The sequence below is a fragment of the Azonexus fungiphilus genome, from assembly GCF_003634965.1.
Classification (GTDB): Bacteria; Pseudomonadota; Gammaproteobacteria; order Burkholderiales; family Rhodocyclaceae; genus Azonexus; species Azonexus fungiphilus.
Window position 1 is genome coordinate 433,300 of sequence record NZ_RBXP01000011.1, and the last position, 24,214, is coordinate 457,513.

Sequence of the window (24,214 nt, forward strand, 5' to 3'; positions counted from 1 at the left end):
CTGATAGCCGGCAACAGCAGGACACGACGGACAAGCAAAAAGACGCCACGCAACAACCTCTCGTCAGGGACACCCCGCCCCAAATCAATGAAAAGGACTCGCTGAGGCAGGTCTCCTGGCTCTCGGGTCGCAGCGCTTCACCGGCCTTCCCGGACGCATCCAGTGGCATGGGGTGGCGAAGCGCTCGCCGATTACAGTTGCGGGGGCAGCCCCGGCATTCAGGTCAACGACCTGGCACCGGATTCCCTTACCTTCAACGCTGCGCAGTGTATGCCGGCCGCTTGACGGCGGTCAAGCAAAAATCACTAGATGCGGTAGCAGTTTTACGGTCAACGACTAAATCTAGTGAAAAATCACTTTGGCCACAGGATCATCTGCGTGCACCGGAAGAGCGCCAGCTTGCGCCCGGCGGCATCACTGACCACGGCGTCCCAGACCTGCGTCGTGCGTCCGAGGTGCTGGGCGCTGGCGACGCAATGGACGATGCCGTCGGTGACCGTGCCGAGGTGATTGCTCTTCAGCTCGATCGTCGTGAACGACTGCGCCCCCGCCGGCAGGTGGGCGATCGTCGCGTAGCCGCAACTGGTGTCGGCGAGCGCGACGATGCTCGCCGCGTGCAGGAAGTCGTTCGGCGCGACGTGGCGCTTCTCGACGCGCATCCGGCTGCTCAGCCGGTGCTCGCCGATGTCCACCACCTCGATGCCGAGGTAGCCGGGCAGATAGTCGCTGCCGCGCTCGTTGAGGGCAGCCGGGGTGATCGCCGGGTTGAGCTGGCTCATCGTTTGTCTCCGTGGGGGAATTCAGGCCGGCTGGACGGCCGGACGCACCACCGCCGCCTCGCGGATCGGCAGGTTGACCAGCGCCGCCGCCGCGGCCAGCGCGATGTCGGCGTACCACATCCAGCTGAAATCGCCGTACTCGACGATCGCCACGCCGCCCAGCCAGGCGCCGAGGAAACCGCCGATCTGGTGCGACAGCAGGGTCAGGCCGAACAGCGTGCCGAGGTAGCGTGTGCCGAACAGCTTGCCGACGATCGCCGCCGTCGGCGGCACCGTCGCCAGCCAGGTGAAGCCGAGGCCGGCCGCAAACAGGTAGAAGGTCAGGTCGGTGCGCGGCGCCACCAGGTAGAGCGCAACGAGCACCGCACGCGAGGCGTACATCACCGCCAGCACATGCTTGCTGCGGTACTTGGCGATGCAGGCGCCGGCATAGAGGCTGCCGAAGATGTTGAACAGGCCGATGATCGCCAGCGACCAGCTGGCCACCGACGGCGGCAGCCCGCACAGGTTGACCTCGCCGGGCAGGTGGGTGACGAGGAAGGCGATGTGGAAGCCGCAGGTGAAGAAACCGGCGTGCAGCAGCAGGTAGCTCGGGTTCTTCAGCGCCGTCACCACCGCGTGGCGCAGGCCGTTGTCGCCCTCGGCCTGGGGGTGCGGCGCCGCCGGCTTGTCGGTCAGCTTGAAGACCAGCGGCAGCGTCGCCAGGGCGACGATGGCCATCGCCCACAGGCTGCCGACCCAGCCGATGCCCTGGATCAGCTTCTGGTTGATCGGCGCGAAGATGAACTGGCCGAAGGAGCCGCCGGCATTGATGACGCCCGACGCGGCACCGCGCGACTCGAGCGGCAGGCGCTGCGCGGCGGCGCCGATCAGCACCGAGAAGCTGCCGGCGCCGGAACCGATCGAGGCGAGCAGGCCGAAGGTCAGCGCCAGACCGAAACCGCTGTGCACGAAAGGGGTCACCGCACAGCCGACGGCCAGCACCAGCAGCGCCGCGACCAGCACCGGGCGCGGGCCGTAGCGGTCGGCGACGGCACCGGCGACCGGCTGGATCGCCCCCCAGGCGAACTGGCCGACGGCCAGCGCGAAGCTGATGGTGGCGACGCCGAGACCGGTGGACATGTCCATCGGGCTGATGAACAGGCCGAAGGACTGACGGATGCCCATGGTCACCATGAGGATGCCGGCGGCAGCCAGGGTGACGAAGAGGACAGCGGGATTCTGCAGGGTTCTGAACATGGCGTTTCCTTTTTTATGCCGCGATTTTCACGGCCGGCGGCGCCGATGACAACTGATATTATCTGCACCATGCAATAGTTTTTCTGCACCATGAACCCACATCCGCCGCTCCATTCCCTGATCGCCTTCGACGCCGCCATGCGCAGCAACAGCTTCGCGCTGGCGGCGCGCGAACTGCACGTGACGCCCGGCGCCGTCGGCCAGCAGATCCGCAACCTCGAGGACTGGCTCGGCGTCGCACTGTTCGTCCGGCGGATCCGCCAGGTGCAGCCGACGCCGGAGGCGATCGCCTACTGGAAGCGGATCCAGCCGGCGCTGACCCAGATCCGCGACGCCAGCGCCGCGCTGCGCCACAGCCGCCGCACCGGCGTCTGGCTGTCGATGCCGCCGACCTTCGCCGCCAAGTGGTTCACCCGGCACATGGCCGATTTCCTGACCCGGCACCCGGACACCGAACTGCACCTCAACTCGTCGACCGCGCTGGTCGACTTCGACCACGACCAGGTCGACCTGGCCATCCGCTATTTCGACGGCAAGGCGCCGGAACTCGACGCCACCCTGCTCTTCGCCGACGACGCCCGGGTCTATTGCAGCCCGGCCTACGCCCGCCGGATCGGCCTGGCGACCCCCGACGACATCGCCCGCGGGACGCTGCTCGAAACCACCTTCCACCCGCACTGGCCGACCTGGCTGGCCGACTATTCGACGCTGACGCCGGCCCAGGTGCGGGCGATCCCGGCGCTCCATTTCGACCAGGCCCTGCTCGCCATCGACGCCGCCTGCCGCGACCAGGGCCTGGTCATGACCAGCCGCCTGGTCACCGCCGAGGAATGTGCCCGCGGCGCCCTGATCGAACCCTTCCCCGGCCGGCTGCCGCTGGCCACCGGCTACTATGCGGTGCATCCGAAACGGCGCCCGCTCAGCCCCGGCGCCGACGCCTTCAAACGCTGGCTGCTCGCCCGTTTTGCCGGCGGATCGCCGGTCGCCCCTGGCAGCGAGGCCGAAAAACCGCGCACTCGGCTATAATTACCGCCGTTTCAGGTGCCGTCGGCGGCTTTCCGCCACGGTGAAACGGGAAAGCGGTGCGTCCTCGGACAAAGCCGCTGCTGCCCCCGCAACGGTAAGCAAGTGCGGGCACGCCACGAAGCCACTGGGATTTTCCCGGGAAGGCGGCGCGTCAAGACTTGCCAGCCCGGAGACCGGCCTGCGACGACCAGCGAAGTGCCGCGGGGAAGCGGCCGCGGCGGCCCGTCAGCCCATTCCCCCACGCGCTTCACCTCAACCAAGCACACCGGCATGCGGGGACGCTGCCGGCAGGGGAAAACCAATGCACATCCGCCTCAAACCCGCAGCCGCGCTGCTGCTGCCGCTGTTCGCCGGCAACCTGCAGGCGACGACGAATCTCGACACCATCGTCGTCACCGCCACCCGTTTCGAATCGGCCCAGCAGGAAAACCCGATCGCCGCCCAGGTGATCACCGCCGACGAGATCCGCAACAGTGCGGCGACCACCGTCGGCGAAGTCCTCAACAAGCTCGGCGGCGTGCATAGCCGCATCAACTTCGTCGGCACGCCGGATTCGCCGCTCGACCTGCGCGGCTTCGGCATGACCGGCGACCAGAACACGCTCGTCCTGGTCGACGGCCAGCGCATTTCGGAGAACGAACTGGTCAGCGCCCGCCTGTCGGCGATCCCGCTCGACAGCATCGAACGCATCGAGATCCTGCGCGGGTCGGGTTCCGTGCTCTACGGCAGCGGTGCGAGCAGCGGCACGATCAACATCATCACCCGCTCGGCGCTTGCCGCGCCGCTCTCCGGCAACGTCTCGGCCCGCGTCGGCAGCCACGACCTGAGCGATCTGCGCGGCGGCTTCCGCGCCGGCGGCGAACGCTGGGGCCTGCGCCTCAACGCGCAGCGCCTGCGCACCGACAACTACCGCGACAACAACCGCAGCGAACTCGATACCGCCAGCGGCGAACTGCGCTTCGGCGACCGCGACGGCTTCGTCGCCTTCGCCTTCAGTGCCGACGACCAGAACTCGCGCCTGCCGGGCGCCCGCAGCGAAGCGCAACTGCGCAGCGACCGCCGCGGCACGTCGACACCGGACGATTACTTCGACAGCCGCAGCCAGCGCTTCTCGCTGCGTGGCGAACGGCGCCTCGGCGAACTGACGCTGGCGCTCGACATCGCCCGCCGCGACAAGCGCGCCGACATGTTCAACAACACCGCCTGGGGCAGCACGCTGGCCAGGACCGACGTCGACGTCACCACGGTCTCGCCGCGCCTGCTCTGGCAGACCCGCTTCGACCAGGTGCTCTACAACCTGACCGTCGGCGCCGACTGGAGCCACTGGTCCTACGACAACGACACCGCCGCCACCGGTTTCATGAGCGCCCTCGACGAATCGGGCAAGCAGAAAAACCGCGCCTTCTACCTGCGCAACGACCTGCACCTGGCCGCCAGCGGCACCCGGATCAGCCTCGGCGGACGCAAGGAAAGCGTCCGCCAGACGCAGCACGAGCGCCTGGTGCCGCGCGATGCCGGCGAGCGGCACAGCCTGTCGGCCTACGAACTGGCGCTGCAGCAGGAACTCGGCGCCGGTTTCTCGGCTTACGGCCGGATCGGGCGCAGCTTCCGCATCGCCAACATCGACGAGAACCGCTGCTGGACGGCGCCCTGCCCGACGCTGCTGAAGCCGCAACGCTCGCTCGACCGCGAGATCGGCGCCCGCTGGCAGGGGGCCGGTGCCAGCTTCGGCGCCAGCCTGTTCGAGATGGATATCAGCAACGAAATCCACTATTTCGCACCGACCTTCTCGAACATCAACCTCGATCCCACCCGCCACCGCGGCATCGAACTCGAAGGCCGCCTGCAGGTCACCGCCGACGTCGATCTCGCTGCCCGCTACACTCGTACCCAGGCGCGTTTCCGCGACGGCAGCTACGGCGGCACCGATGTCACCGGCAACGACGTGCCGCTGGTGCCCAAGCACCGCGCCTCGCTCAATCTCGGCTGGCAGGTCCTGGCCCACACCCGCCTCGGCGTGAACCTCAGCTACACCGGCGAGCAGCGCTACGACAACGACCAGCCGAACCGCTTCCGCAAGATGCCGGCCTACACCGTGACCGACATCAAGCTGGCGCACGACATCGGCGACTGGCGGCTGGCGCTCGGCGTGAACAACCTGTTCGACCGCAAGTTCTACTCCTATGGCATCGTCAACGGTACCTTCACCTCGTTCAACGCCTACCCGGAAGACCGCCGCAACGCCTACCTCAGCGCCGAATACCGGTTCTGATCGGCACAGCCGCAAAGAAAACGCCCCGCAAACCGCCGGGGCGTTTTTTTTGGCCGGCGCCGGATTCAGGCGGCCTGGCGATCCTCCGGGCGCAGCGCCGCCACCGTCGGCGGGGTCTTGCGCACGAAGCCGAAGGGCGCACCCAGCGGCAGCAGCGGGCGGCCGAAATAGCCGTTGAGGAAGATCGCGCCGGCGGCGTAGAAGCCGAGCAGCGAGATGAGCAGTTCCGACCAGGCGGCGAGCGCGGTGAACAGCGCCGGGGCGACGCCGAGGATGGACAGCGCCAGCGACGGCAGCAGCACGTTGATCAGGAACAGGATGGCGGCGAAGACCTTGTTCGTCTCGCAGGCGGCAACCAGGATGAACAGCGAGAAGAAGAAGTAGGCGATGCAGGCATAGGCCAGCTGCCGGACGTCGGCATTGCCGGCGACGCTGCCGAACCAGCCCTGGGCAATCGCCCAGTGCATCGCCACCGCGGCCCAGAACAGGCCGTAGGCACCGAGGACGATGGCGCCGAAAAAGTTGTTTTTGCGGAAGTCGACCGTGGACGCCCAGATCTGCCCGATCGAACCGAGAAACAGGGCCCACGGCACCAGGAAAGTGGCGCCGCTGGTCCACCCCAGTTTCTGCGAGGCGGCGACGAAGGTGACGACGGCCAGGCCGAAGACGCCGAGGGCGGTCGGATCGGCGAGTTGCGGGCGGGTTTCGGTGATCTGCGGATGCGGGGTCATGCGGGAATGTCCTCGAGGATTGCGGGCTGCTCGCCCGGGATGACGGGCAGCGCGGCAAGTAGCGCGTTGCGGAAGAAGCCGTGATGCAGGCGGGCCAGCCGGTCGACTTCGCTAAGGTCGCCGGCGACCAGCGCGGCCCCCAGCGCCAGGCGGCTGGCCGGCGAGAGTTCGCGGTCGATCTCGGCGAAGCCGGGACCGACCGCCAGCCTGAGCTGTTGCTCCAGGTTGCGGCTGGCAGCGGCGAACACCGGACTGGCCAGGCTCGCCCGCGCCGCCGCGCAGAAGCCGCGCCAGACGGCGCGCGGCGGCGTCGCCGTGGCCAGCGCCTGCCAGCTGTCGAGCAGCTGCCGCAGACGGGCACGCGGCAGGTCGACCAGGCGCTGCAGGACAAAGCCGTCGACCAGTGCCAGCACGTCGAGCACCTGGACCAGTTCGGTGCGGCCCGGCGTGACCACGCTGCAGCCGCTGAACATGCGCAGGTCGAGCAGGCCGTCACGGACCAGCACCTTGATCGCCTCGCGCACCGGCGTCCGGCTGACGCCGTAGTGGCGACTCAGCGCCAGCTCGTCGATGGCGCTGCCGGGCGGCAGGCGGTGGTCGAAGATGCTGTCGCGGATGGCCTCGGCGACGCCCTCGTAGAGCAGGCGCGGGCGGATTTCCTCAGCGCTCGCCAGCATCGTCGGTGTCCTCGTCCGGCGTTTCCATGGCCGGCTCGGCGACCGGCGGCTCGGCATCGGTTTCGCCGAACAGGCTGCTGTAGTAGAGATAGGGATTGACGAACATCGGGGGCTCCTCGCGAAAAATGGCTTGCCAACGCAGCCGATAGTTCGCAATATACGCACCGCAAAAACCCTGACCAGACCTGAAAAAGCGCAGTTTTGCGAAGATTTTTCAGCGAATTTGCAAACTTTGCGAATACACCGGAAGCGACAATGAAAAAAGCCTTCATGGGGGTACGCCTGAAGCGCCTGCGCGAGGAACGCGGCCTGACCCAGGTCGCGCTGGCGCGGGCACTCGACCTCTCGGCGAGCTACCTCAACCAGCTTGAGCAGAACCAGCGGCCGCTGACCGTGCCGGTGCTGCTCAAGCTCAATGCGGTTTTCGGCGTCGATGTCCAGCGCTTCTCCGAGGACGACGAGGCACGCCTGATCGCCGACCTGCGCGAGGTCTTCGACGAATCCGCCGGCGCCGAAAAGGTGACGCTGGCCGAAATCCGCGAGCTGGCGGCGAACATGCCGGCGGTCGCGCGCAGCCTGCTGCAACTCGCCCGCCAGCAACGCGCCGGCCAGGAGCGCGAGGCGGCGCTGGCCGCCCGGCTCGGGCTGGATCGCAGCGAAACCGGCGGCACCCGGCCGATGCCCTTCGAGGAAGTGCGCGACTTCTTCTACGCCCGCCACAACCACATCGCCGAACTCGACGAACTGGCCGAACGCCTTGCCGCCGCCTGGCGCCTGCGCCCGGGCGACGCCGCCGACGGCCTGGCGCAGCGCCTGCAGCAGGCGCACGGCATCGGCGTCGTGCGCGGCGGCTGGCACGACGGCGGCGTCGAGGTGCAACGCCATTTCGACGCGGCGCGGCAAACCCTGACCCTGTCGCCGCACCTGACGCCCGGCCAGGCCGCCTTCCAGATGGCGACGCAGCTGGCTTTCCTCGAAGCCGCCCCGGCGATCGACACGATCGCCGGCGACGCCGGCCTGTCCGGCGACGAAGCCCGGCGCCTGGCGCGCATCGGCCTCGCCAACTACTTCGCCGGCGCGCTGCTGCTGCCCTACGCCGCCTTCCTCGACCAGGCCGAAGCGCTGCGCTACGACATCGAGCTGCTCGGGCGCAGCTTCGGCGTCGAGTTCGAGACCACCTGCCACCGGTTGTCCACGCTGCAGCGCCCGACGGCGCGCGGCGTGCCGTTCTTCTTCGTCCGCGTGGACCGCGCCGGCAACATTTCCAAGCGCCAGTCGGCGACCGATTTCCACTTCTCGCGCATCGGCGGCACCTGCCCGCTGTGGAACGTCTACGAAGCCTTCGCCCAGCCCGGGCGGACGCTGACGCAGCTGGCGGCGATGCCCGACGGCCGCGCCTACCTGTGGATCGCGCGCACGGTGACGCGCGGCCACGGCGGCTATGGCGCGCCGAGCAAGATCTTCTCGGTCGGCCTAGGCTGCGACCTGCGCCACGCCGACCGCCTGGTCTATAGCCAGGGCATCGACCTCAAGGCGAGCGAAGGCTTCATCCCGATCGGCGCCGGCTGCAAGGTCTGTCCGCGCAACAACTGTCCGCAGCGTGCCTTCCCGCTGGCCGGCGGCAGCCTGGTGGTGGACGAGAACCGGCGCAGCTTTTCGCCCTACGCCTGAATGGCGACACGCTGACGGTCGACCGGCCGTCTGTCGCAAAAACGACAGCGGCGCCCGACAAAAACGTCGGCCGGCACGCAGCGGCGCGGCCTGGCAGCTTGGCTTTCTTCTTGCTTTTCGTGCTTGCGGGCAGCCCATTGCCCGCCCGCGGCCGCATGGGAGGCGGCCGGCGGCACCACACTCCGCTACGAAAGGACAGGGTCATGGCCAGCATCGGCATCTTCTACGGCAGCAGTTCCGGCGTCACCAAGGGGGTCGCCGAAAAAATCGCCGCGGCACTCGAGGTCGAGGACTTCAACGTCTTCAACATGGAAGAGGATTTCACCGATTTCGACGACATGTTCGCCTTCGACATCCTGATCTTCGGCTGCTCGACCTGGGGCTCGGGCGAAGTCCAGAACGACTGGCGCGATCCGCTGCTCGACCTCGACAACGACAAGCCCTCGTTCGCCGGCAAGACCATCGCGCTGTTCGGCGCCGGCGACTACAAGGCGCACGGCGAGCAGTTCGTCAGCGCGCTCGGCATCCTCCACGACAAGTTCAAGGCACGCGGCGCGACGCTGGTCGGCAGCTTCCCGACCGACGGCTACACCTACACCTATTCGTTCGCCGAACGCGACGGCCGCTTCGTCGGCTTCCCCTTCGACAACATCAACGAGGAAGACAAGACCGAGGCCCGCCTGGCCGCCTGGCTGGATGGCCTGAAAGGCGAACTCGGGCTGTAGCCCCGGGCGTTTTCGGCAGTTTTTCACGGTCGACCGTGCGCGGCATGCGAAAATGCCGCGCATGACTGCCCTCGCCTTCGTCGACCTCGAAACCACCGGCGCCAACGCCAATACCGACCGCATCACCGAAATCGGCATCGTCGAAGTCGATGCCGACGGCAGCGTCCGCGAATGGCAGCAGCTGGTCAATCCGCAAACCCGGATCTCGCCCTTCATCGAGAACCTGACCGGGATCAGCAACGCCATGGTGGCCGCCGCGCCGCCCTTCGCCGAGGTCGCCGAAGCGGCGTTGCAACGGCTGCGCGGGCGGCTCTTCATCGCCCACAACGCGCGCTTCGACTACGGTTTCCTGAAGAACGAGTTCAAGCGCCTGGGCATCGATTTCCGCGCCCCGGTGCTGTGCACCGTCAAGCTGTCGCGCGCCCTCTACCCGGAACACCAGCGCCACAACCTCGACAGCCTGATCGAACGCCACGGCCTGCAGGCGGCCGCCCGCCACCGCGCGCTGGCCGACGCCCAGCTGATCCACCAATTCTGGCAAAAAATCCACGTCGACCGTGGCAGCGAGGCCGTCGAAAGCGCCCTGCGCTCGCTCAACGCCCGCCCGGCACTGCCGCCCCACCTCGACCCCGGGATCGTCGACGACCTGCCCGACGGCGCCGGGGTGTACCTGTTCTACGGCGAAGCAAGCGAGCACGGCGACCTGCCGCTCTACGTCGGCAAGGCCAAGAACCTGCGCAGCCGGATCCTCGCCCACTTCGCCGGCGACCACCGGGCGGCGCGCGAAATGGCGCTGGCCCAGCAGACGCGGCGGATCGACTGGATCGAGACCGCCGGCGAGGTCGGCGCACTGCTGCGCGAGGCGACCCTGGTCAAGCAGCTGCAGCCGACACAGAACCGCCTGCTGCGACGCAACGACGACGTCTGCACCTGGCAGCTGCGCGATGCCGGCGACGGCTGGCAACGCCCCGAGCTGACCGCCGCCGGCGAGCTCGATTTCAGCACCGGCGGCGCCTGCTACGGCCTCTTCGCCAGCCCGCGCGAAGCCCGCCAGGCACTGCGCAAGCTGGTCGAAGCCCACCATCTCTGCGACAGCCTCAGCGGCCTCGACCCGCGCCCCGCCGGCAAGCCCTGCTTCGGCCACCAGACGCGCCGCTGCAAGGGCGCCTGCGTCGGCAAGGAAAGCAGCGAGCGCCACAGCATGCGGCTGCTCGCCGCGCTGGTCACGCTCAAGCTGACCAGCTGGCCGTTCGCCGGCCCGGCGCTGATCCGCGAAGGCGACGAGGCGCACCTGATCGACGGCTGGCGCTATCTCGGCAGCGTCCGCGACGAGGCCGCGCTGCAGGCGCTGCTCGACGCCCCGCGCCCGCCCTTCGACCGCGACATCTACCGCATCCTCGGCAAGCAGGTCGGGCGCATGCAACCGCTGCCGGGCGCGCGCCCCGGCGCCTAGGCGGCGTCGCCGAGGCTGGCGATGCGCGCCAGCGCGGCGGGAAACTCGGCCGGCGGCACCGGCCGCGAGAAATGGTAGCCCTGGCCGAAATGGCAGCCGATCGCGCGCAGCATGGCCAGTTGCTCGGCGGTCTCGATGCCTTCGGCAACCACCTTGAGCTGCAAGCCGGAAGCCATCATCACCACCGCCTCGATCATCACCCGGTCGCTGGCGATCCGCCCCATGTCGCGGACGAAGGCGCGGTCGATCTTGATCGTGTCGACGCGGAAACGCTTGAGGTAGGCGAGCGACGAGTAGCCGGTGCCGAAATCGTCGAGATAGACCCGGAAACCCGCCTGGCGCAGGCTGTCGAGCCACTCGAGGGTGGCCGCCGACTCGCCGAGCAGCGAGCCCTCGGTGACTTCCAGGCCGATCCGCTGGTGGGCGATGCCGTGGCGGGCGGCGGCGGCGACCACGTGCGCCGGCGTCAGGCCGTCGGGAATCTGCCGCGCCGAGACGTTGACCGTGACATGGATGTCGAGCCCGTCCGCCTGCCAGGCGGCGAGCTGGGCGCAGACGGTGTCCAGGCACCAGGCGCCGATGTCGTTGATCAACCCGCTCTGCTCGGCCAGCGAGATGAAGTAGTCGGGCGGCACCAGGCCGTGCGCCGGATGCTGCCAGCGCATCAGCGCCTCGGCGCCGACCACCCGCCCGCTCGCCAGGTCGACGATCGGCTGATAGTGCAGGCGCAGCTCGTCGCGTTCGATCGCCAGGCGCAGGTCGCTGGCCAGGTTGTGCCGGCGTTCGACGGCGTGGATCATGCCCTGATCGAACTGCGACCAGCGGCGACCGCCCTGGCTGCGGGCATCGTTGAGCGCCAGCTCGGCGTTGCGCAGCAAGGTCGGCAAATTCGTCCCGTCGCCGGGATAGAAGGTGGCGCCGATGCTGGCGCCGAGGCAGGCCTCCTGGCCGGAAACCGTGAAGCGCTCACCGAGGTTGTCGAGGATGCGCCGGCAGATCCCCTCGAGGTGCTTGGGATTGCTGATGTTGCGCAGGACGACGGCGAACTCGTCGCCACCGACCCGGGCCGTCCAGTCGGATTCCTTGACGCAGGCGAAGATGCGCGCGGCGAAGCCGATCAGCACCCGGTCGCCGGCCGGAAAGCCGAGCGCGTCGTTGAGCTGCTTGAAGCCTTCGAGATCGATCATCAGCAGCGCGAACGACTGTTCCGGGTGATCGACGATCTGGCGGCTCCAGTATTCCTCGAAGCCCTGGCGATTGGGCAGCCCGGTCAGGGTATCGGTGATCGCCGTGCGCTGCGCCGCCAGCTCGGCGTTGCGGCGCTCGGTGACATCGATCAGGATACCCTGCAGCTGGCCGTCGCCGAGCGGCGTCAAGGACAGGCTGAGCCAGCGCCGCGGCGCGATGCTGCGGCGCAGCTCGAAGTCCTCGGCAACCGCCTGATTGCTCTCCAGGCAACGCCCGATCAAGGCCTGCAGCGCGGCCGCGTCGGCCCACGCCAGGTCGGTCAGCGAGACCGCCAGCGGCCGATCGAAGCGTGGCCGCGGCAGGCCGAGCAGGCGCGCCAGGGCGTGGTTGTAGGAGCTCATGCAGCCATGCGCATCGGCGATGAAGATGCCCGATTCGGCCTGCTCGAAGATTCCCCGGTACTTGCGTTCGTCGATCTCGTGCTGCCGGCGCAGGCCCTGCTCGCGCTCGATCGCGCCGAGCAGGCGCGAACTGAGCGAATTGATGTTGCCGGTCAGCGAGCCGAACTCGTCCTGCTCGCAGCCACGCGGCGGCGCCAGCTGTTCGCCGCGGCCGGGGTCGAGCCGCTGCAGGCGCCGCGAGATCACCGAAATCGGCTCGATCACCCGGCGCCACACGGTCAGCGTCAGCGCCAGCGTCACCGAGACGATCATCAGGATCGCCTGGAGCACGATCTGGTTGCGGGCCGCGGCAACCTGTCCGGCGATCGCGCCGGCGGCCGGCTGGATGCTGATCCGCCCGACCGCCACGGTCGGCGCGAAGGGCGAATGCAGCTCGCGCACCACGCGCTCGCCCGCGGGCCGCTCGAATTCGTCGAAGTGGCGCTTGAGGCGGACCAGTTCGCCGTCCGCCGTGGCGATATCGACGCCGGCGACCAGCGACGAGCTGAGCAGGCCGCGCGCCACCTCCATCGCCAGTTCGCCGTCGCCGACGAAACAGGCGACGCTGACGGTCGACTCGACGGTATCGAGCATTTCCGCCAGTTGCCGGTAGGCCGCGGCCTCGGCCTGGCGCGCCGCCGCCTGCGACATGGCGACGACGATCAGGCCGCCGACCAGGGCGCTGATCGCGACGATGCTGCCAACCGTGCGCAAGAGCAGGCTGCGCCGCCACCAGGCAGCGATCATTTGTTCAGCTCGAAGACGACGCGCAGGCGCCGGTCGATCCGCTCGGCACGCAGGTAGGCCACCGCCTGCGGGTCGCGCAGGACTTCGTCGAGCGCCTGCTCGCGGCTGTCGAGCGTGCGCGGCGGTCGCGTCCGCCCGGTGAACAGCAGGCGGGCCCAGTAGGCCTTGATCTGCGCCCGCGTCTTGCCGGTCAGCGCCTCGTAGAAGGCATCGGCATCGACCGCCTGGTCAAGCGGTTCGTGGCTGCCGGCATGGCGGGCACCGCCGAGGAACAGGCCGACCACCTGGCTCTGGTTGAGGCTGACGATGTCACTGTCCTGGCGGACGACGACGACCAGCCCCGGCTCGGCCCGGGCCGGCAGCACCAGGAGCATCAACAGCAGCGGGAGCAGGCGGATCGGCATGGGCATCGCTAGAAGACGAAATCGAGGACGACGCTGACGACGCCGGTGCGCCCGTTCCAGTCCGCCTTTTCGTCCCGGTACGGGAAGACCGACGACGAACGGCCGCGGATCAGGTCGAGCTGCAACTTAAGGTCCATGTTCTCGGCGAAGTCCCAGCGCGCACCGAGCGATAGCGTGCCCTGGTCGGCATGACCATCGCGCAGCACCGTGGCCAGGCCGGCGTTGAGCGCGTCGAGCGCCGGCGAGACGCCGTCGGGAATCCCCGAGGCCAGTTGCCGCGACGACGAACGGATCCACGAATAGCCGGCAAAGGGCGTGACGCTGCCGATCCGGTAGCCGCCGAGCAGGTAGCCGGAATGCCAGTTCTGGAAAGCCCGTGTCGTATGGCGGACGCGACTGAGCATCAGCTGTCCCTGCCACGGCCCGGATTCGTAGACGACGCCGAGCGAATTGAAGCGACTGCGCGTGCCGTCCAGCGCAATCGCCCGCGCTGCCGCCGCGGCCTGGGGAAAACCGCCGGCCGCGGCCTGGTTCAGGCCGTCGCTCAGTTCGCCGATCGGCAGGTCGCCCTTGAAGCGGATTTCCGAACTGCTCAGGCGCACCGTCCACGGACCGCGCTGCAGGCTGAGGCTGCCGCCGAACATCCGCGAACCGCCGATGTCCCAGATGCGGTCGGCGAGCGGCAGTTTCTCGTTGAGCCGGCCGGCGTGCAGGCGGCCGGTGAGGACGCTGTCGCCGAGCGGGACGCTGACCTGGAGGTCGCCGCCGTCGAGATGGGTGAACGGCAGCACGCCGAAGAAATCGGCCGACGGCCGCACCGTCAGGTAGGTGTAGCCGACCATGCGCGAATCGGCATAAAGATAGAAATCGGTGCCCAGCCGGCCGAGGCGCAGGCTGGTGAACGGCGTCGGATCGAAACGGGCGAAGGCCCAGGCCAGCTCGGGCGCATAGGTGCCGTGGCGGTGATAGCGGCTGATCGCCTGTGCGGTCAGCGCGAAGCGATCGTTGAGCTGCCAGTTGGCCTGGACGCCGAACAAGGTGTCAACATTGCCCGACCATTCGCCGCGGCTGCCGTTGGGCTGGGTCAGCTCGCGCACGAAAGCGGCATCGCCCGAACTCGAGCGGGTCAAGCCGAGGCTGCCGAAGCCGTTAATGCTGAAACGCGCGTCATCTTCCCCGGGGCCGGCAGCGACCGGACCGGCCATGACGAACAGCAGAAAAAGGAGAATCGATCGCATTTGATAATAAATCCCAATGAGCACGAAATTATCACCCGAAGTACGCAATCACAATACGCAAAAAACAGTATTCACGGTCAACCTGTGTTATTTGCCAAAAACCAGGCAAATTCATCCAAAAATGACTTTTCCTCGGCTTGTTGGCAGTGTAAAGTTGGCGACAAAATAGCAAAATCGACATCCGAAACAATTCGATAACATTGATGCCGGTTTGTTGAAACTTGAATGGAATCCTGGAGGGATCATGGGCTGGTTCGACAATCTTTCGCTGCGTTACAAACTGCTGATCAATTTCTTCGCCAGCGGCGGCATCCTGATCGCCGCCATCGTTTTCTCGATCTTCGAGATCCGCTCCGCCGGCGAGGACATCGACGCACTGGCCGGCAACAGCCTGCCGTCGATCCAGGCGATCGGCGAGATCAGCGAGCTGCGCCTGCGCTATCGCGTGCGCAGCCTCGAATACATGCTGCCCGACACCCCGGAAGCCAAGGCCAAGCTGGCCAAGGACCTGGACAAGCTCGACGGCCAGTTGCGCGAAGCCTTCGCCAAGTATGAAAAGCTGCTTTCCAGCGACAAGGAGCGCGAGGTCTACAAGGCGGCGATCCAGGCCGCCGACGGCTACAAGGCCAGCGTCGAAAAGGCGGTCGCCCTGGTCGTCGCCGGCGACGAGGCCGCCGCCCAGCAACTGCGCAAGACCGAGTGGGTCAAGGCCGCCAACCTGCTGCGCGACCGTACCAACGAACTGACCGAGATCAACCGCCAGGCGGCCGACGAGCTTTCCGCCCACTCGCGCGCCGAACTTGCGGCCGGTTTCAAGGGCGCCATCGCCGCCCTGATCGGCGGCGCCCTGATGGCGCTGCTGGTTTCCTACGTCATCGCCCAGCGCATGGGCGGCCAGCTCGACGGCGCCGTCGCCGCCACCGAACGCATCGCCGGCGGCAACCTGACCGGCGAGGTCCCCGTCGGCGGCAAGGACGAGATCGGCAAGCTGCTGCGCGCCGTCGCCAACATGCAGCTGGCGCTGCGCGAGGCGATCGGCGAATCGCTGCGCGGCGCGGCGCAGGTCCTCGAAGCCTCGAAGTCGCTGAACCATTCGGTGCAGATGATCGACGAGTCGTCGTCGATCCAGAGCTCGGCCGCCTCGGCGATCGCCGCCAATGTCGAGCAGCTGACCGTGTCGATCAACCATGTCTCCGACAGCACCACCGAAGCCGCCCGCCTGGCCGGCGAATCGGACGAACAGGCCAATCGCGGCCACGACGCCATCGACGCCCTGATCGAGCGCATCAACCAGGTTGCCGACGTCGTCCGCAACGCCTCCGGCCAGATCGAGGAACTCAAGGCGGAATCGGAGAAAATCTCCAGCATCGTCTCGGTGATCCGCGACATCGCCGACCAGACCAACCTGCTCGCGCTCAATGCCGCGATCGAGGCCGCGCGCGCCGGTGAAAGCGGCCGCGGCTTCGCCGTCGTCGCCGACGAGGTGCGCAAGCTGGCCGAACGCACCTCGGTATCGACCGGCGAGATCGGCAAGATGGTCAGCGCCATCCAGCAATCCACCGGCCAGGTCGTCGGCGGCGTTGCCCAGGGCGTGCAGCTGGCCGACAGCAGCGTCGACCTGGCGCAGCAGGCAGGCAGTGCGATCGCCCAGCTGCGGACGATGGCGCAGCAGGTCGCCGAGGTCATCCGCGATGTCGACAACGGCCTGCGCGAGCAATCGACGGCCTCGACCGACGTCGCCGTGCGCATCGAACAGATCGCGACGCAATCCGAAGAGGCCAGCGCGATCGCCCACGAAACCTCGCAGGCCGCCGAAACCCTCGACAACACCGCGCGCCAGATGCAGGCCGCGGTCGCCCGTTTCCGCATCTGACCGGCGGCATCGCCCGCTGCGCCGCCCGTGCCCGCAGTCGCGGGCGGCAAGCCTGACCCCGGGCATTGTGGTACAACTGCATATCGCGCTTTTTTCCCGACACCGCCCCCGATGATCGACAGCGTTTCCCGCCGCCTCTCGCTTTCGATGGGCTCCCTGATTTTTGCCCTGTTGCTGCTGTTGACCGTCAGCGGCTTCATCGCCCTGCGCCAGGGCACCGACGATTCGCTGTCGATCGCCCTCGGCCAGATGGCGCAGGCCCGCGCCCAGGCCCACCAGGAAATCTTCCGCCAGGCCGAGGCCAGCGTCCGTCGCCTGCACGGCGAACTGCTCGCCCGCCTCGACGCCCAGGACCCGGCCGCCAGCGAGCGCCGTTTCGACGAACTCTTTGCCCGCGCCGACGACGGCTTGTGGCGGCTGCGCCCGGAACGCGTCGACACCCAACGGGCGCCGACGCTCTACCTGCGCAACGCCGATCCGTCGAGCCGCCGCCGCGCGGTCGCCAGCTACGACCTGCTGCGCGAACAGGGACCGGCGCTGGTGCCGCCGTTCTTCTCGGTGTACATGGATTTCGTCGAGGTCGGGCTGATGGTTTATGCGCGCGGCGTCGACTGGGGTGCCGCGGCGACGCCGCAGACCGACAATTTCGACTACCCGACGATGACCGGCGCGCATCCGCAGCGCAACCCGCAGCGCCGGCTCTTCTGGACACCGGTCTATTACGATGCCCAGGCCGGCGCCTGGCTGGTCTCGGCGATCCAGCCGCTCGACTGGCAGGACCGCTGGGTCGGCACGCTCGGACACGACATCACCGTCGACAGCCTGCTCGCCAACGTCGAGGACAACGGCGCCAGCGGCGAATACCACCTGATCATCAACCACGACCGCGAACTGATCGCCCACCCGCAACTGCGCGAGCGCATCGCCGCCGCCAGCGGGCAACTGGCGCTGGCGAGCCTGGGCGACCCGCTGCTCGACCAGATCGACGCGATCATCCGCGACAACGGCCAGGCCAGCGGCGTCGAACGCTCGCCGGACGGCGCCCACTGGGTCGCCTGGAGCCGCATCGAAGGCCCCGGCTGGTACTGGGTGACGGTGCTGCCGACCGCCGGCATCGAGCGGCGCATGCTGCTCGGCGCCGGCGCCCTGCTCGCCATCGGCCTGCTGCTCATCGCTCCCGGCCTGTGGATCATGCGCCGCCTGATCCGGCGCATCGTCAGCGAGCCGCTGCGGCGGATCACGCTGGCGGTCGACGACCTCGGCAAGGGCAAAACGCCGGCGCCGATCGGCCTGCGCCAGCCCGACGAGCTCGGCCGGCTGGCCGACGCCTTCGACGGCATGGTCGCCGAGATCGCGCACCAGCGCGCTGCCCAGCAGCAACGCACGCAGACGCTCGAATGCGAAGTCGGCCGGCGCACCGCCGACCTCGCCCTGGCCAAGCGCCAGGCGGAACAGGCGAGCGCCGCGAAGAGCACCTTCCTGGCCAACATGAGCCATGAAATCCGCACCCCGATGAACGCCATCCTCGGCCTCACCCACCTGCTCCGCCGCGATGTCGACGCCGCCCAGCACGAACGCCTGGGCAAGATCGACGCAGCCGGCCGGCACCTGCTCTCGATCATCAACGACATCCTCGACATCTCGAAGATCGAGGCCGGCAAGCTGCAGCTCGAGCACCGCGATTTCGCCCTCGCCGCCCTCCTCGACCAGGTCCATTCGATGATCGCCGATGCCGCCCAGGCCAAGGGCCTGGAAATCATCGTCGATACCGACTCGGTACCGCTCTGGCTCAAGGGCGACGTCATGCGCCTGCGCCAGGGCATGCTCAATTTCGCCGGCAATGCCGTCAAGTTCACCGCCAGCGGCAGCATCCGCCTGAGCGCCGAACTGCTCGCCGACGACGAGGCCGGCCTGCTCGTCCGCTTCGCCGTCAGCGACACCGGCATCGGCATCGACCCGGCGACGCTGCCCAAGCTGTTCCAGGCCTTCGAGCAATCGGACAGCTCGACCACCCGCGAATACGGCGGCACCGGCCTCGGCCTGGCGATCACCCGTCGCCTGGCCGAAGTCATGGGCGGCGCCGCCGGGGCCGACAGCACGCCCGGCCAGGGCAGCACTTTCTGGTTCACCGCCCGCCTGCAGCGCGGCCACGGCATCGCGCCGATCGCCGAAATCGACCACGGCAGCGCCGAGACCCGCCTGCGCGAACGCCACGCCGGTCGCCGCCTGCTGCTTGCCGAGGACAACCCGATCAACCGCGAAGTCGCGCTCGAACTGCTGCACGGTGCCGGCCTCGTCGTCGACGTCGCCGAAGACGGCCAGGCCGCCGTCGACAAGGCCGCCGCCGGCAGCTACGACCTGGTCCTGATGGACATGCAGATGCCGCGCCTCGACGGCCTCGCCGCCACCCGCGCGCTACGTGCCCTGCCCGGCTGGCAGGCGGTACCGATCCTGGCGATGACCGCCAACGCCTTCGCCGACGACCGGCGCAGCTGCGCCGCCGCCGGCATGAACGACTTCATCGCCAAGCCGGTCGAGCCGGCCGATCTCTACGCGACCCTGCTCAAGTGGCTGCCGCAGACGCCGGCGGCGCCGGCCGCGCAGCCCGCGCCGGCCGCCGCCGAGGCGCGCCAGGCGACGACGGCAGCGGCACCGCTGGCAGCGATCCGGACGATTCCCGGTCTCGACGCCGAAGTCGGCCTCGGCTTCGTGCGCCACCAGCCGGAACGCTACCTGCGCATCCTCGGCATGTTCGTCGACCAGCACGGCGACGCCGCCGAGCGCCTCGAACAACTGCTCGACACGGGCGACGGCATCGCCGCCGAACAACTCAGCCACGGGCTGAAAAGCGCCGCCGGCAGCATCGGCGCCGGCGCCGTCGCGCACTGGGCGACCGAACTCAACCAGGCGCTGCGCCATGACGACGGCGGCGCCGCCCATGCGGCCCTGCAGCAGTTGGTCGCCCACCTGCCGCCGCTGATCGACGAGCTGCGCGAGCAGCTCACGGTCGACACCGAAAAACCGGCAAAAACCAACGCCACCGACGGCCCGGGCTGAACGCTCAGGGCAGCAGCACGCGCGTCTCGGAAAGACGGATCGCCAGCGCAAGCGATACCGACACCAGCGCCGCCAGATTGCCCATGATGACGATCGAGGCGACCTTCTCCGGCTCCTGATTGAAGCGCTCGGCAAACATGAAGTTGAGCACGGCCGGCGGCAAGGCGCCGAAGAGCAGCAGGACGTCGCGGTCGGCGGCCGGCAGGTCGAAGGCCAGGCAGTACAGGTAGGCCACGAGCATTCCGCTGAGCGGCGTGGCGACCGCGCCGACCAGGCCGATCCGCCACTGCGCGAAAGGCGCGATGTTGAGGCGGACGCCGAGCGAAAACAGCATCAGTCCGGTAGACACGTCGCCGACCAGTTTGGCCGCCGCCGTGACCGGCGGCCACAGGGCGATGCCGCTCAGGCTGACCACCAGCCCGGCGATGCCGGCGACGAACACCGGATCGCGAAAGAGGCGCAGGAAACTGGCGTTGTGGCCGAGCCAGTAGGTCCCGATCGAGAAATGCAACATGCTTTCGACCAGAAACAGGATCACCGCCGCCGGCAGGGCTTTTTCCCCGAAGGCAAGCAGCAGCAGCGGCAGTCCCATGTTGCCGGCATTGGTGAACATCATCGGCGGCAACAGCGTTTTCGGTGCATAGCCGAACAGCTTCGCCAGCGGCCAGCCGAGCACGCCCGAGCCGAGGACGACGATGGCGCCGCCAATCGCCACCATCGTCAGATCGGCGAGGGCAAACGGCTTTCCTGCCAGCGCCGAGAAAATCAGCGCCGGCATGAACACTTCGATATTGATCTGATTCGCCGCGATCATGTTCGGCCGCCGGTTGCGGCCATAGACGAAGCCGATGACGATGACCGCGAAGATCGGAAAGACGATCGAGGCTATCTGGACGAACACGCGCCCTCCGCGTGGTCAGCGCGTGCCGTTGAGGGCGTAGTAGCTGCGGATGACCTGGCTGTCATCCGCGCGCCCGTCCCCCCGGCCCGAGGCCGCCAGGAACATCTGATGCGCAATGGCCGCGATCGGCAATGCACACCGGGTTTCCCGGCCGGTTTCCAGGACGATGCCCAGATCCTTGACGAAGATATCGACAGCGCTGGTCACTTCCGGCTCGGCCTGCAGCATCCGTGGCCCGCGATCCCTGAGCATCCAGCTCGCGGCAGCCGAGCCGCTCATGATCTCGAGAATCACCTCGAGATCGACGCCGACCTTGGCGGCCAGGGCGAAGGCCTCGGCGACAACGGCGATATGCACGCCGCACAGCAGCTGATTGACGGTCTTGACCGTCGCCCCCTGCCCGGCCTGCTCGCCGACGTGGAAGATGCGCTCGCCGAGCGCCTGGAAGGCCGGCAGCATGCGTTGGTAAATGGCCGGCGCGCAGGCGGCCATGATCGTCAGCGAAGCTGCCTTCGCCCCGGCGACGCCGCCGGACACCGGCGCATCGACGAAGTGACGCCCGGCCGCGCGGACCCGCTCGGCGATGTCCGCCACGACACCGGCCGGACAGGTTGCCATCAGGCAGACGACGGCACCGGCAGGCAGCGCGGCCAGGGCGCCGCCGGCGAACAGGATCTGCTCGGCCTGGGCCGCGTTGACCACCATCAGTATCAGCGCATCGGCATCGGCAACAGCGGCCGCGGCGGAAGGTGCCGACTCGCCCCCGGCCTCGGCCAGCGCCGCCAGTGCCGTCGCATTGAGATCGATGCCGCTGACCTGGAAGCCCCGGCCAAGCAGATTTTTTGCCATCGGCAAGCCCATGGCGCCGAGTCCGGCAAATGCAATTTTTTTCATGAATTTCTCTCACGGAGAGGCGAACGCCGACGGCCCCGGGCCGTGGTGCTCGCCTCGGGACCGGTTAATAGACGGTGAAGGCGGGAACGAAGGAGACCAGGCCGAGGACGGTGATCGCCACCAGGTAGAACGGCCACAACTCCTTGACGATGGCGCCGACCTTTTCCCGCGAGATGGCCGCGGCGATGAACAGCGTCGTCCCGACCGGCGGCGTGAACAAGCCAATGCTGAGATTGACCGCCATCATGATGCCGAGCTGGACCAGATCGAGGCCGATCGCATTGCCGATCGCGACAAAGGTCGGGCCGAGCAGCAGGATCGCCGCGGGCAGGTCGAGGAACATCCCGACCACCAGCATGATCAGGTTGAGCATCAGGATGACCATCACCGGTGATTCAAGCGTGCGCACCGTCCACTGGGCCACCGCGGTCGGCACCGATTCGACGGTGAGCACATAGCCGACCAGATTGGAGGCGGCGATCACCAGCATCACGACGCCGGTGGTCACCGCGGTGTGCACCAGCGCATCGTAGAAGCGCTTCCAGCTCAGGTCGCGGTAGACCAGCATGCTGACCAGCAGGCCATAGGCGACGGCGATGACGCTGACTTCGGTCGGCGTGGCGATGCCGGCCCGGAGCAGGATGACGATGAACGCCGGCATGGCCAGCGCGGGTGCCGCCAGCAGTGTCGCCTTGGCCAGGCCGCGCCAGGTGAAGACATCGGCCAGGCGCTTGAAGCCGCGCAGCCGCCCCGACAGGTAGCAGGTCAGCATGAAGCCGGCGCAAAGGGCCAACCCCGGGATGACGCCGGCGAGGAACAGCGCGCCGATCGACTCGTTCGAGACTGCGGCATAGAGGATCAGCGGAATCGACGGCGGAATCAGGCCGGCGATGACCGACGACGAGGCGGTTGCGGCAGCGGCAAAAGCACCGGGGTAACCTTCGCGTTTCTGCCAGGGGATCAGCATCGAGCCGAGCGCGGACGCTTCGGCAACGGCCGAGCCGGAGACGCCGCCGAACACCGTCGAACCGACCACCGTGACTTGCCCCAGACCGCCGTGAAAGCGACCGACCAGGCTGGTGGCAAAATCGATCAGGCGCTTGCCCAGGGTGCCGCCCATCATCAGGTTGCCCGACAGCATGAAGAACGGGATGGCCAGCAGCGGGAAGCTCTGGGTCGGCTGGAAGATCTTGACGACAGCCGCCACGCTGGGCATGCCGCCGGCGGTGATCGCCGCCAGGCTGGAGCCGATCAGCAGCGCATAGCCGACCGGCAGGGCGAGGATCAGCAGCGCCCCGAACACGAGAATCATCATCAGGGTCATACGTCCTCCTCAACATGGTGGGTGCGCACGCCGAGCGGATCGGCAGCCAGCGACAGGTGGACAAGCGTGGTCAGCGCGGTGATGCCCAGGCCGACGAAACCGGCAATCAGGGCCATGTAGGCCCAGCGTGCCGTGATGCCGGTCACCGGGAACTCTTCGCCACCGGTGATGGCAACCACATCGAGGCCGATCCATGCCAGGTAGAAAAAGGTCGCTGCAATCAGGACCTGCTGCCCGAGCAAGAGCACGCGGTTTCCGGTGCGCCCGAGGAAGCCGTTGATCGCCGTCACCGCGATGTGCTGGCCGCGCTGGGCAGCCAGCACGACGCCGCTCATCACCAGCCAGGGGAAGAGGATGTTCGGCATTTCCGTCGGCCACCCCAGGCCCTGGTTGGTCGCGTAGCGCACGATCACTTCCGCCATCAGCGAGCCAAACATCGCCACCAGCGAAGTGATCGCCACCGCCACACTCAGGACGACAAGCAGACGATCGATCCAGCCTGCGAGTGCAGCGACGCCCTCAGGGCGCGCTGCGACCGTCGAGTGGGCGGCGTTCATTACTTGGCTGCCTCGGTGACGATCAGCTTGACCAGATCCGGGTACTGCTTCGCCCACTTGTCATAGACCGTCTTGGTCTTGGCGGCAAATGCCGCCTGATCGACCTCGTTGATCTTGACACCGGCGTCGGTCAGCTTCTTGCGCAGGTCGGCATCGGCAGCCAGCGACATCTGCCGGTTGAACTTGCCGGCTTCGATCGCCGCCTCCCTGATCGCCTGCTGGTCAGCCGGCTTGATGGTGTCCCAGATCATCTTGCTGGCCAGCAGCGGCGTCGTTTCGTACTTGTGCCCGGTCAGCGAGATGTACTTCTGTACTTCGTACACCTTGGACGAGTAGATGTTCATCAGCGGATTTTCCTGACCATCGAAGACCCCCTGCTGCAGCGCGATGTAGAGTTCGGAGAAAGCCAGGGGACCGGGGTTGGCGCCCAGGGCCTTGAAGATGTCGAGGGTGATCGGATCGGGCGGCGTGCGCACCTTGATCCCGGCCAGGTCTTCCGGTTTGACGATCGGCCGCTTGTTGTTGCTGGTGTGGCGAATGCCGTTGTCCCACAGCGCCAGCACCACCAGCCCCTTGGCCTTGGCCAGCTCGTTGAGCTTTTCCCCGATCGGACCATCGACCACCTTGTAGGCGTGATTGAGGTCGCGGAACAGGAAAGGCAGCCCGATCACCGAAAACTGCGGCACCACGCCCGACGTTGCCCCCTGCGAGTTGGTGCTGAACGCCAGGGTACCGAGGCGCATGTTGGTCAGCGACTCGGCGTCGTCGCCGAACTGCGCGTTGCCGCCAACTTCGATCTTGACCCGGCCGGCGGTTTTTTCGGCAACCAGCTGGGCGAACTTCAAGGATGCCTCGGCCTTCGGGTTGCCCGGCGCCGCGTTGTGCGAAAGGCGCAACACCTGCTGGGCCCAGCTTGCAGAAGAAGCGAATGCAAGGGCTGCGGCAACGGCAATCAGTGATTTTTTCATGTTTATCTCCTGTCTCTTCCTTGGCGTGTGCAGCCACACCATGTGGCTGC

20 protein-coding genes and 2 riboswitches are annotated in these 24,214 nt (G+C 67.8%); of the genes, 7 read left to right on the plus strand and 13 right to left on the minus strand.

The features are described 5' to 3' along the window. Nucleotides 1-88: 88 nt before the first annotated feature. A riboswitch (cobalamin riboswitch) is annotated at nucleotides 89-271 on the minus strand. A gap of 82 nt (nucleotides 272-353) precedes the next feature. Continuing rightward, nucleotides 354-779 carry a PaaI family thioesterase gene (locus tag DFR40_RS04875; protein ID WP_121457336.1) on the minus strand — a complete coding sequence of 142 codons (426 nt, stop codon included), beginning with the start codon at nucleotides 777-779 and terminating at the stop codon, nucleotides 354-356. Between the two features lie 21 nt (nucleotides 780-800). Continuing rightward, nucleotides 801-2,018 (minus strand): MFS transporter, encoded by a 1,218-nt coding sequence (locus DFR40_RS04880; RefSeq protein WP_121457337.1) that lies wholly within the window; start codon nucleotides 2,016-2,018, stop codon nucleotides 801-803. A gap of 90 nt (nucleotides 2,019-2,108) precedes the next feature. Between DFR40_RS04880 and DFR40_RS04885 the strand changes: the two genes are divergently transcribed. Both DFR40_RS04885 and DFR40_RS04890 read left to right on the plus strand, forming a co-directional pair. Further along, nucleotides 2,109-3,044, plus strand: coding sequence for a LysR substrate-binding domain-containing protein (locus DFR40_RS04885; RefSeq protein ID WP_121457338.1), 936 nt, complete (start codon nucleotides 2,109-2,111; stop codon nucleotides 3,042-3,044). Then, nucleotides 3,041-3,240: riboswitch (cobalamin riboswitch) on the plus strand. It overlaps the preceding gene by 4 nt. A 105-nt stretch (nucleotides 3,241-3,345) precedes the next feature. Further along, nucleotides 3,346-5,316 carry a TonB-dependent receptor gene (locus DFR40_RS04890; protein WP_121457339.1) on the plus strand — a complete coding sequence of 657 codons (1,971 nt, stop codon included), beginning with the start codon at nucleotides 3,346-3,348 and terminating at the stop codon, nucleotides 5,314-5,316. A 65-nt stretch (nucleotides 5,317-5,381) separates the two neighbouring features. Here the strand turns inward: DFR40_RS04890 and DFR40_RS04895 are convergent, their stop codons facing one another. The 3 genes from DFR40_RS04895 to DFR40_RS17465 are packed head-to-tail and all read right to left on the minus strand — an operon-like array spanning nucleotide 5,382 to nucleotide 6,830. Continuing rightward, a complete protein-coding gene (locus DFR40_RS04895) occupies nucleotides 5,382-6,047 on the minus strand; it encodes an acetate uptake transporter (RefSeq protein ID WP_121457340.1) in 666 nt (221 codons plus the stop codon). Further along, nucleotides 6,044-6,724, minus strand: coding sequence for a GntR family transcriptional regulator (locus DFR40_RS04900; RefSeq protein ID WP_170160155.1), 681 nt, complete (start codon nucleotides 6,722-6,724; stop codon nucleotides 6,044-6,046). Before DFR40_RS04900 ends, DFR40_RS04895 begins: the two co-directional genes overlap by 4 nt. Then, nucleotides 6,708-6,830, minus strand: a complete 123-nt coding sequence (locus DFR40_RS17465; protein WP_281270053.1) for a hypothetical protein — start codon at nucleotides 6,828-6,830, stop codon at nucleotides 6,708-6,710. Before DFR40_RS17465 ends, DFR40_RS04900 begins: the two co-directional genes overlap by 17 nt. Before the next feature lie 149 nt (nucleotides 6,831-6,979). Between DFR40_RS17465 and DFR40_RS04905 the strand changes: the two genes are divergently transcribed. The 3 genes from DFR40_RS04905 to DFR40_RS04915 all read left to right on the plus strand — a co-directional run bounded on the left by DFR40_RS04905 (nucleotide 6,980) and on the right by DFR40_RS04915 (nucleotide 10,573). Continuing rightward, on the plus strand, nucleotides 6,980-8,395 hold the full coding sequence (locus tag DFR40_RS04905; RefSeq protein ID WP_121457342.1) for a short-chain fatty acyl-CoA regulator family protein: 1,416 nt from the start codon (nucleotides 6,980-6,982) through the stop codon (nucleotides 8,393-8,395). Nucleotides 8,396-8,598: 203 nt separating this feature from the next. Beyond that, nucleotides 8,599-9,120 (plus strand): flavodoxin, encoded by a 522-nt coding sequence (locus DFR40_RS04910; RefSeq protein ID WP_121457343.1) that lies wholly within the window; start codon nucleotides 8,599-8,601, stop codon nucleotides 9,118-9,120. 61 nt (nucleotides 9,121-9,181) lie between these two features. Then, nucleotides 9,182-10,573: a 3'-5' exonuclease family protein gene (locus tag DFR40_RS04915; RefSeq protein WP_121457483.1), complete on the plus strand. Its 1,392-nt coding sequence runs from the start codon at nucleotides 9,182-9,184 to the stop codon at nucleotides 10,571-10,573. On the opposite strand, the gene DFR40_RS04920 is transcribed toward DFR40_RS04915, so the two are convergent. Genes DFR40_RS04920 through DFR40_RS04930 form a run of 3 tightly spaced genes read right to left on the minus strand, consistent with a single transcriptional unit; the run spans nucleotide 10,570 to nucleotide 14,590 of the window. Further along, nucleotides 10,570-12,948 carry a putative bifunctional diguanylate cyclase/phosphodiesterase gene (locus DFR40_RS04920; protein ID WP_121457344.1) on the minus strand — a complete coding sequence of 793 codons (2,379 nt, stop codon included), beginning with the start codon at nucleotides 12,946-12,948 and terminating at the stop codon, nucleotides 10,570-10,572. The two genes, DFR40_RS04915 and DFR40_RS04920, sit on opposite strands and share 4 nt — an antisense overlap. Continuing rightward, nucleotides 12,945-13,352 carry a hypothetical protein gene (locus tag DFR40_RS04925; protein WP_170160156.1) on the minus strand — a complete coding sequence of 136 codons (408 nt, stop codon included), beginning with the start codon at nucleotides 13,350-13,352 and terminating at the stop codon, nucleotides 12,945-12,947. The genes DFR40_RS04920 and DFR40_RS04925 overlap by 4 nt, the downstream gene beginning before the upstream one ends. A gap of 8 nt (nucleotides 13,353-13,360) precedes the next feature. Continuing rightward, a complete protein-coding gene (locus tag DFR40_RS04930; protein ID WP_121457346.1) occupies nucleotides 13,361-14,590 on the minus strand; it encodes a hypothetical protein in 1,230 nt (409 codons plus the stop codon). 244 nt (nucleotides 14,591-14,834) lie between these two features. On the opposite strand from DFR40_RS04930, the gene DFR40_RS04935 reads away from it, so the two are divergent. Both DFR40_RS04935 and DFR40_RS04940 read left to right on the plus strand, forming a co-directional pair. Then, nucleotides 14,835-16,463, plus strand: coding sequence for a methyl-accepting chemotaxis protein (locus DFR40_RS04935; RefSeq protein WP_121457347.1), 1,629 nt, complete (start codon nucleotides 14,835-14,837; stop codon nucleotides 16,461-16,463). 111 nt (nucleotides 16,464-16,574) lie between these two features. Beyond that, entirely contained in the window at nucleotides 16,575-19,520 is a 2,946-nt protein-coding gene (locus DFR40_RS04940; protein WP_121457348.1) for a response regulator, read from the plus strand. Between the two features lie 4 nt (nucleotides 19,521-19,524). Here the strand turns inward: DFR40_RS04940 and DFR40_RS04945 are convergent, their stop codons facing one another. From DFR40_RS04945 to DFR40_RS04965, 5 genes are all read right to left on the minus strand, one after another. Further along, nucleotides 19,525-20,421, minus strand: a complete 897-nt coding sequence (locus tag DFR40_RS04945) for an AEC family transporter (protein WP_121457349.1) — start codon at nucleotides 20,419-20,421, stop codon at nucleotides 19,525-19,527. 15 nt (nucleotides 20,422-20,436) lie between these two features. Then, complete coding sequence (locus DFR40_RS04950) at nucleotides 20,437-21,315, minus strand: NAD(P)-dependent oxidoreductase (RefSeq protein ID WP_121457350.1); 879 nt, start codon at nucleotides 21,313-21,315, stop codon at nucleotides 20,437-20,439. Nucleotides 21,316-21,379: 64 nt separating this feature from the next. Further along, on the minus strand, nucleotides 21,380-22,639 hold the full coding sequence (locus tag DFR40_RS04955) for a TRAP transporter large permease (protein WP_121457351.1): 1,260 nt from the start codon (nucleotides 22,637-22,639) through the stop codon (nucleotides 21,380-21,382). Then, nucleotides 22,636-23,196: a TRAP transporter small permease gene (locus DFR40_RS04960; protein WP_121457352.1), complete on the minus strand. Its 561-nt coding sequence runs from the start codon at nucleotides 23,194-23,196 to the stop codon at nucleotides 22,636-22,638. Before DFR40_RS04960 ends, DFR40_RS04955 begins: the two co-directional genes overlap by 4 nt. After that, the gene (locus tag DFR40_RS04965; protein WP_121457353.1) at nucleotides 23,196-24,164 is read right to left on the minus strand and encodes a TRAP transporter substrate-binding protein; all 969 of its coding nucleotides are present in this window, start codon (nucleotides 24,162-24,164) and stop codon (nucleotides 23,196-23,198) included. Before DFR40_RS04965 ends, DFR40_RS04960 begins: the two co-directional genes overlap by 1 nt. Nucleotides 24,165-24,214 lie beyond the last annotated feature (50 nt).

What these genes read in the sequence shown, in the direction of transcription:
- DFR40_RS04875 (WP_121457336.1), bottom strand. Translation starts at nt 779, where the DNA reads ATGAGCCAGCTCAACCCGGCGATCACCCCGGCTGCCCTCAACGAGCGC.
- DFR40_RS04880 (WP_121457337.1), bottom strand. Translation starts at nt 2,018, where the DNA reads ATGTTCAGAACCCTGCAGAATCCCGCTGTCCTCTTCGTCACCCTGGCT.
- DFR40_RS04885 (WP_121457338.1), top strand. Translation starts at nt 2,109, where the DNA reads ATGAACCCACATCCGCCGCTCCATTCCCTGATCGCCTTCGACGCCGCC.
- DFR40_RS04890 (WP_121457339.1), top strand. Translation starts at nt 3,346, where the DNA reads ATGCACATCCGCCTCAAACCCGCAGCCGCGCTGCTGCTGCCGCTGTTC.
- DFR40_RS04895 (WP_121457340.1), bottom strand. Translation starts at nt 6,047, where the DNA reads ATGACCCCGCATCCGCAGATCACCGAAACCCGCCCGCAACTCGCCGAT.
- DFR40_RS04900 (WP_170160155.1), bottom strand. Translation starts at nt 6,724, where the DNA reads ATGCTGGCGAGCGCTGAGGAAATCCGCCCGCGCCTGCTCTACGAGGGC.
- DFR40_RS17465 (WP_281270053.1), bottom strand. Translation starts at nt 6,830, where the DNA reads ATGTTCGTCAATCCCTATCTCTACTACAGCAGCCTGTTCGGCGAAACC.
- DFR40_RS04905 (WP_121457342.1), top strand. Translation starts at nt 6,980, where the DNA reads ATGAAAAAAGCCTTCATGGGGGTACGCCTGAAGCGCCTGCGCGAGGAA.
- DFR40_RS04910 (WP_121457343.1), top strand. Translation starts at nt 8,599, where the DNA reads ATGGCCAGCATCGGCATCTTCTACGGCAGCAGTTCCGGCGTCACCAAG.
- DFR40_RS04915 (WP_121457483.1), top strand. Translation starts at nt 9,182, where the DNA reads ATGACTGCCCTCGCCTTCGTCGACCTCGAAACCACCGGCGCCAACGCC.
- DFR40_RS04920 (WP_121457344.1), bottom strand. Translation starts at nt 12,948, where the DNA reads ATGATCGCTGCCTGGTGGCGGCGCAGCCTGCTCTTGCGCACGGTTGGC.
- DFR40_RS04925 (WP_170160156.1), bottom strand. Translation starts at nt 13,352, where the DNA reads ATGCCGATCCGCCTGCTCCCGCTGCTGTTGATGCTCCTGGTGCTGCCG.
- DFR40_RS04930 (WP_121457346.1), bottom strand. Translation starts at nt 14,590, where the DNA reads ATGCGATCGATTCTCCTTTTTCTGCTGTTCGTCATGGCCGGTCCGGTC.
- DFR40_RS04935 (WP_121457347.1), top strand. Translation starts at nt 14,835, where the DNA reads ATGGGCTGGTTCGACAATCTTTCGCTGCGTTACAAACTGCTGATCAAT.
- DFR40_RS04940 (WP_121457348.1), top strand. Translation starts at nt 16,575, where the DNA reads ATGATCGACAGCGTTTCCCGCCGCCTCTCGCTTTCGATGGGCTCCCTG.
- DFR40_RS04950 (WP_121457350.1), bottom strand. Translation starts at nt 21,315, where the DNA reads ATGAAAAAAATTGCATTTGCCGGACTCGGCGCCATGGGCTTGCCGATG.
- DFR40_RS04955 (WP_121457351.1), bottom strand. Translation starts at nt 22,639, where the DNA reads ATGACCCTGATGATGATTCTCGTGTTCGGGGCGCTGCTGATCCTCGCC.
- DFR40_RS04960 (WP_121457352.1), bottom strand. Translation starts at nt 23,196, where the DNA reads ATGAACGCCGCCCACTCGACGGTCGCAGCGCGCCCTGAGGGCGTCGCT.
- DFR40_RS04965 (WP_121457353.1), bottom strand. Translation starts at nt 24,164, where the DNA reads ATGAAAAAATCACTGATTGCCGTTGCCGCAGCCCTTGCATTCGCTTCT.